12 protein-coding genes are annotated in these 15,254 nt (G+C 61.1%); all 12 read left to right on the top strand.

Annotated features, from left to right (window positions below; all coding sequences use genetic code 11):
* Positions 1–224 precede the first annotated feature (224 nt).
* The 12 genes from ccoN to KSS97_RS09885 all read left to right on the top strand — a co-directional run bounded on the left by ccoN (position 225) and on the right by KSS97_RS09885 (position 15,244).
* Positions 225–1,667 carry a cytochrome-c oxidase, cbb3-type subunit I gene (ccoN, locus tag KSS97_RS09940; RefSeq protein WP_030140905.1) on the top strand — a complete coding sequence of 481 codons (1,443 nt, stop codon included), beginning with the start codon at positions 225–227 and terminating at the stop codon, positions 1,665–1,667.
* Positions 1,667–2,275 (top strand): cytochrome-c oxidase, cbb3-type subunit II, encoded by a 609-nt coding sequence (ccoO, locus tag KSS97_RS09935; RefSeq protein WP_003199605.1) that lies wholly within the window; start codon positions 1,667–1,669, stop codon positions 2,273–2,275. The genes ccoN and ccoO overlap by 1 nt, the downstream gene beginning before the upstream one ends.
* Before the next feature lie 5 nt (positions 2,276–2,280).
* Positions 2,281–2,466 (top strand): CcoQ/FixQ family Cbb3-type cytochrome c oxidase assembly chaperone, encoded by a 186-nt coding sequence (locus KSS97_RS09930; protein WP_003183474.1) that lies wholly within the window; start codon positions 2,281–2,283, stop codon positions 2,464–2,466.
* Positions 2,463–3,446 (top strand): cytochrome-c oxidase, cbb3-type subunit III, encoded by a 984-nt coding sequence (ccoP, locus tag KSS97_RS09925; RefSeq protein ID WP_030140904.1) that lies wholly within the window; start codon positions 2,463–2,465, stop codon positions 3,444–3,446. Before KSS97_RS09930 ends, ccoP begins: the two co-directional genes overlap by 4 nt.
* Before the next feature lie 151 nt (positions 3,447–3,597).
* Positions 3,598–3,852, top strand: coding sequence for a type II toxin-antitoxin system Phd/YefM family antitoxin (locus KSS97_RS09920; RefSeq protein ID WP_181286928.1), 255 nt, complete (start codon positions 3,598–3,600; stop codon positions 3,850–3,852).
* Positions 3,853–4,263, top strand: coding sequence for a type II toxin-antitoxin system VapC family toxin (locus KSS97_RS09915; RefSeq protein WP_217861550.1), 411 nt, complete (start codon positions 3,853–3,855; stop codon positions 4,261–4,263).
* 95 nt (positions 4,264–4,358) lie between these two features.
* Positions 4,359–8,717 (top strand): RHS repeat-associated core domain-containing protein, encoded by a 4,359-nt coding sequence (locus KSS97_RS09910; RefSeq protein ID WP_217861549.1) that lies wholly within the window; start codon positions 4,359–4,361, stop codon positions 8,715–8,717.
* Complete coding sequence (locus KSS97_RS09905; RefSeq protein WP_217861548.1) at positions 8,718–9,866, top strand: ankyrin repeat domain-containing protein; 1,149 nt, start codon at positions 8,718–8,720, stop codon at positions 9,864–9,866.
* A 31-nt stretch (positions 9,867–9,897) separates the two neighbouring features.
* Positions 9,898–10,374, top strand: coding sequence for an SMI1/KNR4 family protein (locus KSS97_RS09900; protein WP_198797758.1), 477 nt, complete (start codon positions 9,898–9,900; stop codon positions 10,372–10,374).
* 301 nt (positions 10,375–10,675) lie between these two features.
* Positions 10,676–12,091, top strand: coding sequence for a cytochrome c oxidase accessory protein CcoG (gene ccoG, locus KSS97_RS09895; RefSeq protein ID WP_030140898.1), 1,416 nt, complete (start codon positions 10,676–10,678; stop codon positions 12,089–12,091).
* Between the two features lie 11 nt (positions 12,092–12,102).
* Entirely contained in the window at positions 12,103–12,642 is a 540-nt protein-coding gene (locus KSS97_RS09890; RefSeq protein ID WP_030140897.1) for a FixH family protein, read from the top strand.
* 157 nt (positions 12,643–12,799) lie between these two features.
* Positions 12,800–15,244, top strand: a complete 2,445-nt coding sequence (locus tag KSS97_RS09885) for a heavy metal translocating P-type ATPase (RefSeq protein WP_217861547.1) — start codon at positions 12,800–12,802, stop codon at positions 15,242–15,244.
* The last annotated feature ends 10 nt before the right edge of the window (positions 15,245–15,254 follow it).

Here is a 15,254-nt window from a genome sequence, read left to right as displayed (position 1 = left end):
TTGAACACACCCCGTTACAACCGACCTGACCCCCTCGCCTCCTTCCTTCGTCGAGACATTTTGCCGTGGGCCAATTTTGTCCCTACAGAGAACATGGAAAGGCCGCAGAATCAGCTTTGGAAAGCATTGACCCAGGTCATGGCGCGTTGCAATGACCCCCCGCTTTCTCCATACTTGCGACCGATTTTTATCCTAATAAAACACCCAAACCGTGGAACCTTAGAATGAGCACAGCAATCAGTCCGACTGCTTATAACTATAAGGTAGTCCGCCAGTTCGCCATCATGACGGTGGTCTGGGGGATCCTTGGCATGGGGCTCGGTGTCTTCATCGCCTCGCAACTGGTCTGGCCGGAGTTGAACTTCGATCTGCCATGGACGACATTTGGACGCCTGCGCCCGCTGCACACCAACCTGGTGATCTTCGCCTTCGGTGGTTGTGCGTTGTTTGCCACTTCTTACTATGTCGTGCAGCGAACCTGCCAGACGCGACTGATTTCCGACAGCCTCGCGGCCTTCACCTTCTGGGGTTGGCAAGCGGTGATCGTCGGCGCGATCGTGACCTTGCCCATGGGTTTCACCACCACCAAGGAATACGCCGAGCTGGAATGGCCCCTGGCTATCCTGCTGGCCATCGTCTGGGTGACCTACGGTCTGGTGTTCTTCGGCACCATCGTCAAGCGCAAGACCAAGCACATCTATGTCGGCAACTGGTTCTACGGTGCCTTCATCGTCGTGACCGCCATGCTGCACATCGTCAACCACGCGTCGCTGCCAGTCAGCTTCTTCAAGTCGTATTCGGCCTACTCGGGCGCGACCGACGCGATGATCCAGTGGTGGTACGGCCACAACGCCGTGGGCTTCTTCCTGACCACCGGCTTTTTGGGGATGATGTACTACTTCGTGCCGAAGCAGGCCGAGCGTCCGATCTATTCCTATCGCCTGTCCATCGTCCACTTCTGGGCGCTGATCACCCTCTACATCTGGGCCGGTCCGCACCACCTGCACTACACCGCGCTGCCGGACTGGGCGCAGTCCCTGGGCATGGCGATGTCGATCATCCTGCTGGCGCCAAGCTGGGGCGGCATGATCAACGGCATGATGACCCTCTCGGGCGCCTGGCATAAGCTACGCACCGACCCGATTCTGCGCTTCCTGGTGGTATCGCTGGCGTTCTACGGCATGTCGACCTTCGAAGGCCCGATGATGGCCATCAAGACCGTCAACTCCCTGAGCCACTACACCGACTGGACCATCGGCCACGTACACGCCGGTGCACTCGGCTGGGTAGCGATGATCTCCATCGGCGCCATCTACCACATGATCCCGAAACTGTTCGGCCGTGCGCAGATGCACAGCACCGGCCTGATCAACGCGCACTTCTGGCTCGCGACCATCGGCACCGTGCTCTACATCGCCTCGATGTGGGTCAACGGTATTACCCAGGGCCTGATGTGGCGTGCGATCAACGACGACGGCACCCTGACCTACTCGTTCGTCGAAGCGCTGCAAGCCAGCCATCCTGGTTTCATCGTGCGTGCCCTGGGCGGCGCGTTCTTCGCCAGCGGCATGCTGTTGATGGCCTACAACGTGTATCGCACCGTTCGTGCCTCTGACCCGGCTGAAGCTGAAGCCGCCGCCAAGATCGCCGTAGTTGGAGCTCACTGATGAAGCACGAAGCAGTAGAGAAGAATATCGGCCTGCTGGCCTTCTTCATGGTCATCGCTGTCAGTATCGGCGGCCTGACCCAGATCGTTCCGCTGTTCTTCCAGGACGTGACCAACAAGCCGGTCGAGGGCATGAAGCCGCGCACCGCCCTTGAACTGGAAGGCCGCGACATCTACATCGCCAACGGCTGTGTCGGCTGCCACTCGCAGATGATCCGTCCGTTCCGTGCCGAAACCGAACGCTACGGCCACTACTCCGTTGCCGGCGAAAGCGTCTGGGACCACCCGTTCCTGTGGGGTTCCAAACGTACCGGCCCGGACCTGGCCCGCGTTGGCGGCCGCTACTCCGACGACTGGCACCGTGCGCACTTGTACAACCCGCGCAACGTCGTGCCTGAGTCGAAGATGCCGGCCTACCCGTTCCTCGTAGAAAACAAGCTCGACGGCAAAGACACCGCCAAGAAAATGGAAGTCTTGCGTACCCTGGGCGTGCCTTACACCGATGAAGACATCGCCGGTGCCAAGGATGCCGTCAAGGGCAAGACCGAAATGGACGCGCTGGTGGCCTATCTGCAAGGCCTGGGCACCATCATCAAAAGCAAACGGTGATTTGGATGGATATCGGGATGATTCGTGGCCTGGGTACCGTCGTCGTGATGGTGGCCTTCATCGGCCTGGCACTGTGGGTATTCAGCCCCAAGCGCAAGTCGGAGTTCGACGACGCGACCTTGCTGCCGTTCGCGGATGATCCCGAAGCCATCAAGCACGTCGAGCAAGCTTCTAGGAGTAACAAAGAATGACTACATTCTGGAGTCTGTACGTCACAGTCCTCAGCCTGGGAACGATCTTCTCCCTGACCTGGCTGCTGCTGTCGACCCGCAAGGGCCAACGCAGCGAAGCCACCGAAGAGACGGTCGGCCACTCCTTCGACGGGATCGAGGAGTACGATAATCCGCTGCCGAAATGGTGGTTCATGCTGTTCGTCGGCACCATCATTTTCGCCCTTGGCTACCTGGTCCTCTACCCTGGCCTGGGCAACTGGAAAGGCCTGCTGCCAGGCTACAACTACCTGGACACCGAAAAGCAGACCGCCTTCGCCAACGGCCAGACCGGCTGGACCGGCGTGCACGAGTGGGAAAAGGAAATGGCTCGCTCGGACGCCAAGTTCGGTCCGATCTTCGCCAAGTTCGCTTCCATGCCGATCGAAGAAGTCGCCAAGGACCCGCAAGCGTTGAAGATGGGCGGTCGCCTGTTTGCTTCCAACTGCTCGGTCTGCCACGGTTCGGACGCCAAGGGTGCCTACGGTTTCCCCAACCTGACCGACGCCGACTGGCGCTGGGGCGGCGAGCCGGAGACCATCAAGACCACCATCATGGGCGGTCGTCACGCCGTGATGCCGGGCTGGGCCGCCGTTGTTGGCGAGCAAGGCGTGGCTGACGTGGCTTCCTACCTGGTGACCAGCCTGCACGGTCGCAAGCTGCCGGAAGGCGCCAAGGCCGATCCGGCCAACGGCCAGAAGCTGTTCGCGGCCAACTGCGTGGCCTGCCACGGCCCTGCTGGCAAAGGCACGCCCGCCATGGGCGCACCTGACCTGACGCACCCGGCCGGCTTCATCTATGGTTCGAGCTTCGCCCAGCTGCAGCAGACCATCCGCTACGGTCGCCAGGGCCAGATGCCGGCCCAGGCTGACCTGCAAGGCAACGACAAGGTCCACCTGCTGGCAGCCTATGTCTACAGCCTGTCGCACGGCGAAAAGGCTCCGGCCGCTGACGCTCAGTAAGGCGAGTCACTGGTACACGGAAGGCCCCGCCAATCTGATTGGCGGGGCCTTTTTTTTCGACCGTCGAAACATCACGAGCCTGTTTCCCCTTGCCTGCACCCTGGCGCCAGTAGTAACGTGCCTACATTCGATTTTCTTGGGGGACGCCAGCATGTCCGTCACCACTATTTCCAGCCGCGAATTCAACCACGACACAAGTGGTGCCAAAAAAGCCACCCGTGAAGGGCCGGTCATCATCACCGACCGTGGCAAGCCAGCCCATGTGCTGCTAAGCATTGAGGAGTACCAGAAACTGACCGGCGTTGGCGCCAGCATTGTCGAGTTGCTGGTCATGCCCGATGCGCCGGATATCGACTTCGATACCGAGCGTGCCGTCATTACGCCCCGCTCGGTGGACCTGTCCTGAATGTTTCTACTCGATACCAATGTCATCTCGGAGCTGCGCAAACCCCAAGCCGATAAAAACGTGCAGGCCTGGGCGCGCAGCGTGCCCGCCCCCAGCCTCTACGTCTCGGCGATTACCGTACTGGAACTGGAAACCGGCGTCTTGCGCTTCGAGCGCAAGGATTCGGTGCAAGGCAGTCGCCTGCGTGCGTGGCTGGACAACCATGTCATGCCTACGTTTGCCGGCAGGATTCTCGCCGTCGACCGCGCCGTGGCGCTTCGCTGCGCGCGTCTTCATGTTCCCGACCGCAGCAACGAATGCGATGCGTTGATTGCCGCCACCGCGCTGGTCCACGGGCTGACCGTGGTGACGCGCAACGTGACGGATTTCCAGAGCAGCGGCGTGGCATTGCTCAACCCTTGGTCAAGCTGATATCACGACGGACCCGTAACTTACCGCCAGGGAGACAGGCGCAATGAAACGCATCGAACCACTCCAGCACACAAGCATGAGCCCGGGATTCGCGCATGTCTGACGCGCTCTGGGCTGCCCGCCTGGGCGATGCACTCAACCACACCTCGATGATGGCCGACGTCCTTGGCGGCGTGCTGGAGGTGGCGGCGAACATTGCGATTACTGCCGTGGCGACCGCCGCGGTGGTCGCGGCCACGGGCATTACCGTGGTCACCGGCGGCCTGGGCTGCTTCGTGCTCGGACTGGTGGTGGGAACGGTGGTCGGGCTTGCCATGAGCAAGACCGGGGCCGACAAAGGGTTGAGCAATATATGCGAGGGCATCGGCAACGCCCTCTTTCCGCCCACGGTCCAGGCCAACATCCTCACCGGCTCCACTGACACCCTCACCAATAACATCCCCGCAGCCCGCGCCGCCGGGGCGATTCCGTCCCACGTCGCCCCGGCCGGCACCGAGCTTGAAGCGCCCGAGCCTGAAGAAGAACCCAGCTACCTGGACATGGCCGGGGAGTTCTTCTCGCAAATGTGGCGCCCCACCGTCGCCACGCCCGCCCCCGGCGCCGTGCCCAAGCCGGAGGACCTGGTCATCTGCATGAAGCATCCGCCGATGCCACCGCAGTTCATGGCCGAAGGTTCGGACAAGGTCACCATCAACGGCCAGCCCGCCGTGCGCAGCGGCGACCGCAGCACCTGCGATGCAACGGTGGTGTCGGCCGGGCTGATTTCACCCAACGTGACCATTGGCGGCGGTTCGGTGGTGGTGCGCGAGATCCGCAGCGGCAAGACCCCGGGTGTTGGCTTGGCGGTCACGGCCCTGTTGATGCTCAAGGGCGGCAAGGGCAAATTCTTCAGCAAGCTGCCGTGCATGCTGGTGGGCGGCGCGGCATCCATGGCCGCCAGCAGGGCGGCGAACGCAGCGGCCAATGCGGCCATGGGTTCGTCGAACCCGGTGCACGCGGCCACGGGTGCCAAGGTGCTTGGCGGTGGTGAAGAGCTGGACTTCGTCTTGCCCGGCATCCTGCCGATCGACTGGCAACGCTTCTACAACAGCCGTGACGAGCGTCGCGACAGCCTGTTCGGTGCCGGCTGGAGCGTGACCTATGAGGTACGGGTCGACATCCTGCCCCACCCCGACGGCGGCGAAACCCTGGTCTACACCGACGAACAGGCGCGCCCCATCGACATGGGCTCCATCCCGTTGGGCGGCACCGTATTCAGTGCCGGCGAAGGCCTGGCGGTGCGCCGCCATACAAGTGGGCAATTGCTGATCGAGAGCGATGACGGCCTGTACCGTTTGTTCGAACCCACGCCGGCCAACCCATCCCACTTGCGCTTGAGCCAACTGGGCGACCGCAACGACAACCGTATCCACCTCGACTATGACGAGGGCGGACGCCTGGTGCGGCTGCGCGACACCTTCGATCTGGTGCAGGTCGAGCTGATTCGAGAAGGCGAACGCGTCAGCCAGATTCAACGGCTCTACCCTGATCAATCGCGGGAAGTGCTGGTCAGCTACGCCTACGACGCATCGGGCAATCTCGCCGAAGTACGCGACGCTGGCAACCAGATGCAACGGCGCTTCAGCTATGACGCTGGACGGCGGATGGTCGAGCACCAACTGCCCACCGGCCTGCGCTGCTTCTACGAATGGGCCTTGATCGAGGACCAGGAATGGCGCGTAGTCCGGCACTGGACCGATGAGGGCGACGCCTACCAATTCGACTATGACCTCAAGGCGGGTATCACCCGCATCAGCGATAGCCTGCAACGCGTCAGCATCCGGCACTGGAACAGCCAGCACCAGATCGTCCGGTTCAGCGACAACCTCGGCCAGACGTGGCTGTTCGAATGGAACGATGAGCGCCAGTTGCTCAGTGCTACCGATCCACAAGGCGGCCAGTACTCATTCAGCTACGACGACGCCGGCAACCTGATCAGCGAAACCGACCCGTTGGGCCGCAGCGAGTCCACCCTCTGGCTCGAACATTGGGCCCTGCCGCTGGTGGACACTGATGCCGCCGGCAATAGCTGGACGTACAGCTACGATCAACGCGGCAACTGCACGGCGCAAACCGACCCGCTGGGCCATCGCACCCGCTACCGCTACGACGCCCACGGCCAGGTGGTAGAAATCATCGATGCGACCGGCAAAAGCAAGAAGCTGCGCTGGAGCCCGTTCGGCCAACTGGTCGAACACGTTGATTGCTCGGGTTACCCGACACGCTTTAGTTATGACGCGCGCGGTTACCTGCAAACCATCACTGACGCCCTCGGCGAGCGCACCCAATTCAGCTACGACGCCCAAGGCCGGCTGCTGGGCAGCCAATTGCCGGACGGCCGCACCGAGCATTATCAGCGCGACAGCGCCGGCCAGCTCACCGGCTACACCGACCCGGCCGGGCACACCACGCACTACCAGCACAACCGCCGCGGCCAGGTCCGCCTACGCACCGACGCCCAGGGCCGGCAAGTGCAGTTCGCCTACGACAGCTTCGGCCGGCTGCAAGCGCTGGTCAACGAGAATGGCGAGAGCTACCGATTTGCCTGGGACGCTGGGGATCGGTTGAGCGAGCAACAAGACCTGGATGGCAGCGCCAAACGCTACGACTACGACCGCCTCGACAACGTCGCGGCAGTGACGGCGATGCCTGCACCGTACGGCACGGGCCTGGCGCTCATTCCCGAAATACCGCCGGCGCCCATCGTCCATTGCCTGGAACGCGATGCCGTGGGCCGCCTGATCGCCAAAGTCACCGACGACGGCCGCACCGAATACCGCTACGACCCGCTGGACCAACTCACCGCCGTCACCTTCACCGACCTGCAAGGCAACGCGCAAACCCTGAGCTTTACCTACGACGCCCTCGGCCAGCTGCTCGCCGAAAACGGCGCCGCCGGCAGCCTGCAACACCACTACGACGAACTCGGCAACCTGATCCAGACCCAACTGCCCGATGGCCGCTGGGTCAACCGCCTGTACTACGGCAGCGGCCACCTGCACCAGATCAACCTCGACGGCCAGGTCATCAGCGACTTCGAACGCGACCGCCTGCACCGCGAAGTGCTACGCACCCAAGGCCAGATCAGCACCCGCAGCGAATACGACCGCAGCGGCCGCCTGCGCACGCGACAACGCCGCCACAGCGGCCAACCCTCGCTGCTGCCGGCGGCGGTACAAAAACACTTCGAGTACGACCCCGCCGACAACCTCATCGGCAAGCTCGACCAGCAACCCGCCGCGCAACAGCGCCAATTGCTGCACTACGACGCCACCGGCCGCATCATCGCCAGCCAGGACAGCCTGCACGGCCAGCGCGAAACCTTCAGCTACGACGCCGCCGCCAACCTGCTGGACGGCCCCACCCCAGGCGCCGGACTGGTGGTGCACAACAAACTGCTGACCTACCAGGACAAGCGCTACCGCTACGACGCCTTTGGCCGGATGATCGAAAAGCGCAGCGCCAAACGCGGCGTGCAGCGCTTCGCCTACGACGCCGAAAGCCGCTTGATCGAAGTGCGCAACGACGACGGCAGCGTGGTAAACATGGCCTACGACCCGCTCGGCCGGCGCATCGCCAAGACCGAGCAGGACAACAAAGGTTACCCGCTGGGTGAAACCCGCTTCACCTGGGACGGCCTGCGCCTGTTGCAGGAACATCGCCACCAGCAAACCAGCCTGTACCTCTACGAAGACGACGACTACGAACCCCTGGCCCGCATCGACGGGAGCGGCCCGCTGCAAAAGATCCGCTACTACCACAACGACCTCAACGGCCTGCCGGAGCAACTCACCGAAGCCGACGGGCACAACGTTTGGCAGGCTGCGTATCGGGTATGGGGCAACACGCTGGAAGAGGTGCGCGAGCCGTACTACATCGAAGAGCAGAATTTGCGGTTCCAGGGGCAATACCTGGATCGGGAAACGGGGCTGCATTTTAATACGTTCAGGTTTTATGATCCGGATGTGGGGCGGTTTACTACGCCGGATCCGATTGGCTTGGCAGGTGGGTTCAACCTCTATCAATACGCACCGAATCCTATTGGGTGGGTGGATCCGTGGGGTTGGGAAGTTTGTCGACTCAGCGCCTCACAGAAGAGAGCGATGGGGCCTGCGCCTAAGGGTATGGTGAAGCCGCATTACCATCATATCGTCCGCGAAAAAGCTCCGAAAAGCTGGAGAGCGCAAAATCGAAAATACATTACCGACTCGCAAAAAATTCTGACCAAACACAAAATCGGCCTGAACGACGATCCGCGCAACTTCACTTGGGCCCAAAATGGTGGGGGAAATCACTCGGTAGCCAGCGCGAAAAAAGTTTATGAAATTCTTCAGAAAGCGGACATCGGTGGGACGGCCAGTGTCGAAAACGCATTGAAAAAAATGGGTGATCAAATGGCAAAAGGAATTTTTTAAATGACCAACCCAGAAGAAATTTATGAAAAGAACATCAAGGCTTTATCCGCCATTCATGCCGACATCGCCTCGGGAAATGAAGCCTCGCTAAAAAAGCGCCTGGAGGAAAATCCCGCTCTATTGCACCTACCCCTGTATGGCCTTGAGGGGCAGGAGACGTTGCTGCACATGGCTGCCGAACAGGGTCAAACCGAAGTTTGCCGCTTATTGGTGGCTTTAGGTATTGCACTGGACCAGCCTGCCCCGAGTTCTGGTAACAGCACCCCCCTTGCCGCCGCCGCCGGCAACGGACATCTACAAACATGCCAATGGTTTCTGGAGGCAGGTGCCTTGGTGGACGGTTGGCCTGACAGCATAACCACCCCGCTGATTGACGCGATCACCTCCGGGCACCAGCACATCGTCAATCTTCTTATAGAACACCATGCCGACATCAATCGACTGCACACCCGGCTGAATAACGCGCCGTTGGACATCGCCAATACGTGGGGATTTACAGACATTGCGGCCGTCTTAAGAAAAGCCGGGGCGGTCAGTATCATGGACGTTATTGAGAACCCGGCCGAAGAATTCGGCGGACCTATAGCCACTTTCGTGCACAACACAGCAGGTTGGGTTTTACCCGCGCAGCTAAGTCCCTTCAGTAATGAAGCGGGGCTGGAGCTGCGTATCAGCTGCATCGAGGGTAAGAACAAGTTCAAGTTACTCTTCACCATCGGACTTTTTGCCAAAAGCCCTCATACCGAATTATTCGTATGTTTGCCCGGTGACTGGCCTCTCACGCAGCAAGGTTTTCCCCCGCACAGTCCTTGGGTTTTCCCGGTTGAGTTGCTGTCCCTGCTCGCTCGCCACACGTTCGATAACGGCCCCTTGTCGGAAGGCCAGATCATTTCAAGAATAGATAAAGACTTCGCCCAGCTCAGCTGGCCGAGCGATACCGACGCGCTGTTGGTCGTGGACAAAATTTGGAACACCACCGAAGAACCCGTGGATGAACACCATGAGGACTCGGTAAAGCTCTACGTTCTGGTTCCCTTCAAGCTGCCGAAGAAAGGGCTGCCTGAGGGTGACGCTTTAGCCTCGCTCTTGGAAAAAAAACGAAAGGCGAGCTGGAAAAGTATCGCGTTGACTTCTCCGCTACAAAGTTAACGCGTAGAGGATGAATCTCCGGAGGGCAGTGATGCTTGAAAATAAATTTCCAGACCCTGAAACGGCCGTTACCTCTATGGACCTGGATCGTTTGGAATCTATCATTGGCAAGCGTCTACCGGCTCCCTTTCGGAGCCATTACCTCAAGTACAACGGTGGCGTACCGGAGCGCACCTACTGGCTCGGCGACGATTTCGACGAGCCATTGGAAGTGGCTGCCTTCAAGCCAATTGCTGGTAGTGATTCCACGGTGTTATCCACCTACCAGCTAATGCTGAAGAAACAGCTACTTCCTGCGAATTTATTACCTTTCGCAAATGACTGGGGTGGCAACTTCTTTTGCCTGAACCTTGATACCGAAGCCGTTAGCTATTTCACAACTGATAGCTTTGATAGCGGCCGGAGCCCTGAAGAGAACCAGACTCACTCCGAGAGACCTGTTTGTTCCAATTTCCTCCGTTTCGTCCAAGGCCTGATCCATGAAGATGACCTGGACGAGGAAGAATGAGCCAATACCACAACGTTTGATCCAAAACGGAAAGTCCCGTGGCGAGGGGGCTTGCTCTCGCTGGGCGGCGAAGCCACCCCCATCCAATCTCTGCCAACGCCATACCCTGTCTATAGTCAATTGATCCAGGTCATGACTTGTTACATCCGCTACACCATTCGGCCCAGACACCCAACGCGACCAAAGGTCGCACCCTTGACCTAGAGCGACAGGCGTATCATTGCGCCACTGCAACACCCTTTCTGACCGTAGCCGGCACGTACTGGCCTCGGCGTTTTTCCACTGCCGTGGGATGCATTTGATGAGCAACCAGATTCCGGTACATGACGTTACCCCGCCTGCCAAGGACGCCAACAAAAGCGTCGACCTGTATGCCTCTCGGGAAAAAATCTACACCCGCGCCTTCACGGGCCTGTTCCGCAACCTGCGAATGGTTGGCGGAGCCTTCCTGTTCCTGCTGTATTTCGGCACGGTCTGGTTGAATTGGGGCGGTCACCAGGCTGTCTGGTGGAACCTGCCGGAACGCAAATTCTTTATTTTCGGCGCCACCTTCTGGCCCCAGGATTTCATCCTGCTGTCGGGGATGTTGATCATCGCCGCCTTCGGCCTGTTTTTCATCACGGTGTATGCCGGTCGGGTCTGGTGCGGCTACACCTGCCCGCAAAGCGTCTGGACCTGGATCTACATGTGGTGCGAAAAGGTCACCGAGGGCGACCGCAACCAGCGCATCAAGCTCGACAAGGCGCCCATGAGCGCCAACAAATTTTTGCGCAAATTCGCCAAGCACAGCCTCTGGCTGCTGATCGGTTTCGTCACCGGCATGACCTTCGTCGGCTATTTCACGCCGATCCGCGAGCTGGTCTTCGAGTTCTTTACCGGCCAGGCCGATGGCTGGTCGTATTTCTGGGTCGGTTTCTTCACCCTCGCCACCTACGGCAATGCCGGCTGGCTGCGTGAACAAGTGTGCATCTACATGTGCCCTTACGCCCGCTTCCAGAGCGTGATGTTCGACAAGGACACCCTGATCGTTTCCTATGACCCACGTCGCGGTGAAAGCCGTGGCCCGCGCAAGAAAGGTATCGACTACAAGGCCCTGGGCCTCGGCGACTGTATCGACTGCACGATGTGCGTCCAGGTCTGCCCCACCGGCATCGACATCCGCGACGGCTTGCAGATCGAATGCATCGGTTGTGCAGCCTGTATCGATGCCTGCGACAACATCATGGACAAGATGGACTATCCGCGTGGCCTGATCAGCTACACCACCGAACACAACCTTTCGGGGCAGAAAACCCATAAACTGCGCCCGCGCCTGATCGGTTATGCCTTGGTGCTGCTGGCGATGATCAGCCTGCTGGTCACGGCGTTCTTCATGCGTTCGCTGGTGGGTTTCGACGTCAGCAAGGACCGCGTGCTGTATCGAGAAAACGCCGAAGGCCGGATCGAGAACGTCTACAGCCTGAAGATCATGAACAAGGACCAACGCGACCATACGTACGTGTTGGAAGCCGCCGGCTTGCCTGATCTCAAGCTGCAAGGCCGTCGCGAAATCAAGGTTGCCGCAGGCGAGATCTACAGCCAGCCGGTTGAACTGTCCAGCGCACCGGAACAACTGCCGTCGAGCACCAACGAGGTGACGTTCATCCTCAAGGATGCCGATGACGACAGCGTCCATGTTGAAGCCAAGAGCCGGTTCATCGGCCCACAGACTCGTTGAGAGAAATGCCCATGCCTGCAGCAACCGCCACCAGCCCTTGGTACAAGCACCTCTGGCCGTGGATCATCATCGGGATCCTCGCCTGCTCGGTAACGCTGAGCCTGACCATGGTGACCATTGCGGTGAAGAATCCGGACAACTTGGTCAACGACAACTATTACGAGGCTGGCAAAGGCATCAATCGCTCGCTGGAGCGCGAACTGCTGGCCCAGACCCTGCAATTGCATGCCAATGTGCAATTGGACGACCTTACCGGTGAAGTCAACCTGCGCCTGAACGGCAACAGCCGGCCCCAAACCGTGGAACTGAGCCTGATCTCGCCGACGCAGCCGGAGAAGGACCGCAAGATTGTCCTGACCCGCAACGACAGCGAACCGGGGCGCTATGTTGGCCAGTTGGCGGACAAGATCGAAGGTCGGCGCTTTGTCGAATTGCTCGGTGTGGAGAACGACAAGACCTGGCGGCTGTTCGAAGAAGAGCAGGTCAATCACAACCAGGACATCCTGCTGGGCGATGAGCCGCTGCAAGGCGCTGAAGACCTGAAGAAATAAGATGCTTTTGTGGCGAGGGAGCTTGCTCCCGCTGGGTCGCGAAGCGGCCCTGTTTTTGATCCGACATTCCTCGGGCATATTACGTATTGAAACACGACTGCTGCGCAGCCGAGCGGGAGCAAGCTCCCTCGCCACAAAAGGCCTTCACCCGACAACCATGACCACCCCACAACCCTGCTACCACTGCGCCCTGCCCGTCCCTCCCGGCAGCCGCTTCACCGCCGTTGTCCTCGGCGAGACCCGCGAGCTGTGCTGCCCGGGCTGCCAGGCGGTAGCCGAGGCGATCGTCGCCGGCGGGTTGGAAAGTTACTACCTACATCGCAGTGAAGCGTCGGCCAACCCCGAGACCTTGCCCGTCCAGTTGACCGATGAGCTGGCACTGTACGATCGCCCGGACGTGCAGCAATCGTTCGTCCGCCATGAAGGCGACCTGTCCGAGACCACCCTGCTCATGGAAGGCATCAGTTGCGCGGCCTGCGGCTGGCTGATCGAAAAACACCTGCGCACCTTGCCGGCCGTGGCCGAGGCGCGGCTGAACCTGTCCAACCATCGCCTGCACGTCCGCTGGGCCGATGCTCAATTGCCGCTGAGCACATTGCTCGCCGAACTGCGCCAGATCGGCTACGCCGCGCACCCCTACCAGGCCGATCAGGCCAGCGAACAGCTCGCTGCGCAGAACCGCCTGGCCCTGCGCCAATTAGGGGTGGCGGGGTTGTTGTGGTTCCAGGCGATGATGGCGACCATGGCCACCTGGCCGGAATTCAACATCGACCTGAGCCCTGAGATGCACACCATCCTGCGCTGGGTCGCGCTGTTCCTGACGACGCCGATCGTGTTCTACAGCTGCGCACCGTTTTTCAAAGGCGCCATGCGCGACCTGCGCACCCGCCACCTGACCATGGACGTTTCGGTGTCCCTGGCCATTGGCAGTGCCTACATCGCCGGAATCTGGACGTCCATCACCGGCGCCGGCGAGTTGTACTTCGATGCCGTCGGCATGTTCGCCCTGTTCCTGCTGGCCGGCCGCTACCTTGAACGGCGGGCCCGGGAACGCACCGCTGCCGCCACCGCGCAATTGGTCAACCTGCTGCCCGCCTCGTGCCTGCGCCTGGATGATCACGGCCAGAGCGAGCGCATCCTGCTCAGCGAACTGCGCACGGGCGACCGGGTATTGGTCCAGCCCGGCGCGATCCTGCCGGCCGACGGCCGAATTCTCGACGGCCAGTCCAGCGTCGATGAATCGCTGCTGACCGGCGAATACTTGCCACAACCCCGCCAGGTCGGCGACGCGGTCACTGCGGGTACGCTGAATGTCGACGGCGCCCTGACCGTCGAAGTGCAAGCGCTGGGCCATGACACCCGGCTGTCAGCCATCGTGCGGCTGCTGGAACGGGCCCAGGCCGAAAAGCCACGACTGGCGGAAATCGCCGACCGCGCAGCCCAATGGTTCCTGCTGTTTTCCTTGATTGCCGCAGTCGCCATCGGCCTGCTGTGGTGGTACCTGGACGCATCCCGCGCCTTCTGGATCGTCTTGGCAATGCTGGTCGCCACCTGCCCTTGCGCGCTCTCGCTGGCGACGCCGACTGCCCTGACCGCCGCCACTGGGACCTTGCACAAACTCGGACTGCTGTTGACCCGAGGTCATGTGCTGGAGGGCCTGAACCAGATCGACACGGTGATTTTCGACAAGACCGGGACCCTGACCGAAGGCCGCCTGGCGTTGCGCGCCATTCGACCGCTCGCCGCACTCGACAGCGACCAGTGCCTGGCCTTGGCCGCGGCGTTGGAAAATCGCTCGGAACATCCTATTGCCCGTGCCTTCGGTCGCGCCCCGCTGGCCGCCGAGCACGTCCAAAGCTTCCCGGGCCTGGGCCTGGAGGGTTCAGTGGGCGAGCAGAGACTGCGCATCGGCCATCCAGTGTTCGTCTGCGAACCGAGTGGCGCCGCGGTACCGTTGATGCCGGACGAACCCGGGCAATGGCTGCTGTTGGGGGATGATGTCGGCCCCCTGGCCTGGTTTGTCCTCGACGATCGTTTGCGCACGGATGCCCCGGCGCTGCTGGCCGCCTGCAAGGCGCGGGGCTGGCGGACACTGCTGCTGTCCGGCGACAGCTCGCCGATGGTTGCCAGCGTCGCCGCCGAACTGGGCATCGATGAAGCCCGCGGCGGCTTGCGTCCGGACGACAAGCTGGCAGTGCTCCAACAATTGCATCAGCAAGGCCGCAAGGTGCTGATGCTCGGCGATGGTGTGAACGACGTGCCGGTATTGGCGGCGGCGGACATCAGCGTCGCCATGGGTTCGGCCACCGACCTGGCCAAGACCAGCGCCGACGCGGTGCTGCTGTCCAATCGCCTCGATGCCTTGATCCATGCCTTCAGCCTGGCCCGGCGCACCCGTAGGGTGATCATCGAGAACCTGGTCTGGGCAGGGCTGTACAATGGGCTCATGTTGCCGTTCGCCGCCCTCGGCTGGATCACGCCGGTGTGGGCCGCGGTCGGCATGTCCATCAGTTCGCTGACCGTGGTGCTGAATGCGCTGAGGCTGACCCGTCAACCGCAGGCGCTCGACGCCACGCCCGATACCCGCCCGCTGCCGGCCTGAGCCGCGCGGG

It is taken from the genome of Pseudomonas alvandae, assembly GCF_019141525.1.
Taxonomy (GTDB): Bacteria; Pseudomonadota; Gammaproteobacteria; order Pseudomonadales; family Pseudomonadaceae; genus Aquipseudomonas; species Aquipseudomonas alvandae.
Note: the sequence above shows the minus strand (reverse complement) of the source record. Positions and strands in the feature narration are given on the sequence as shown.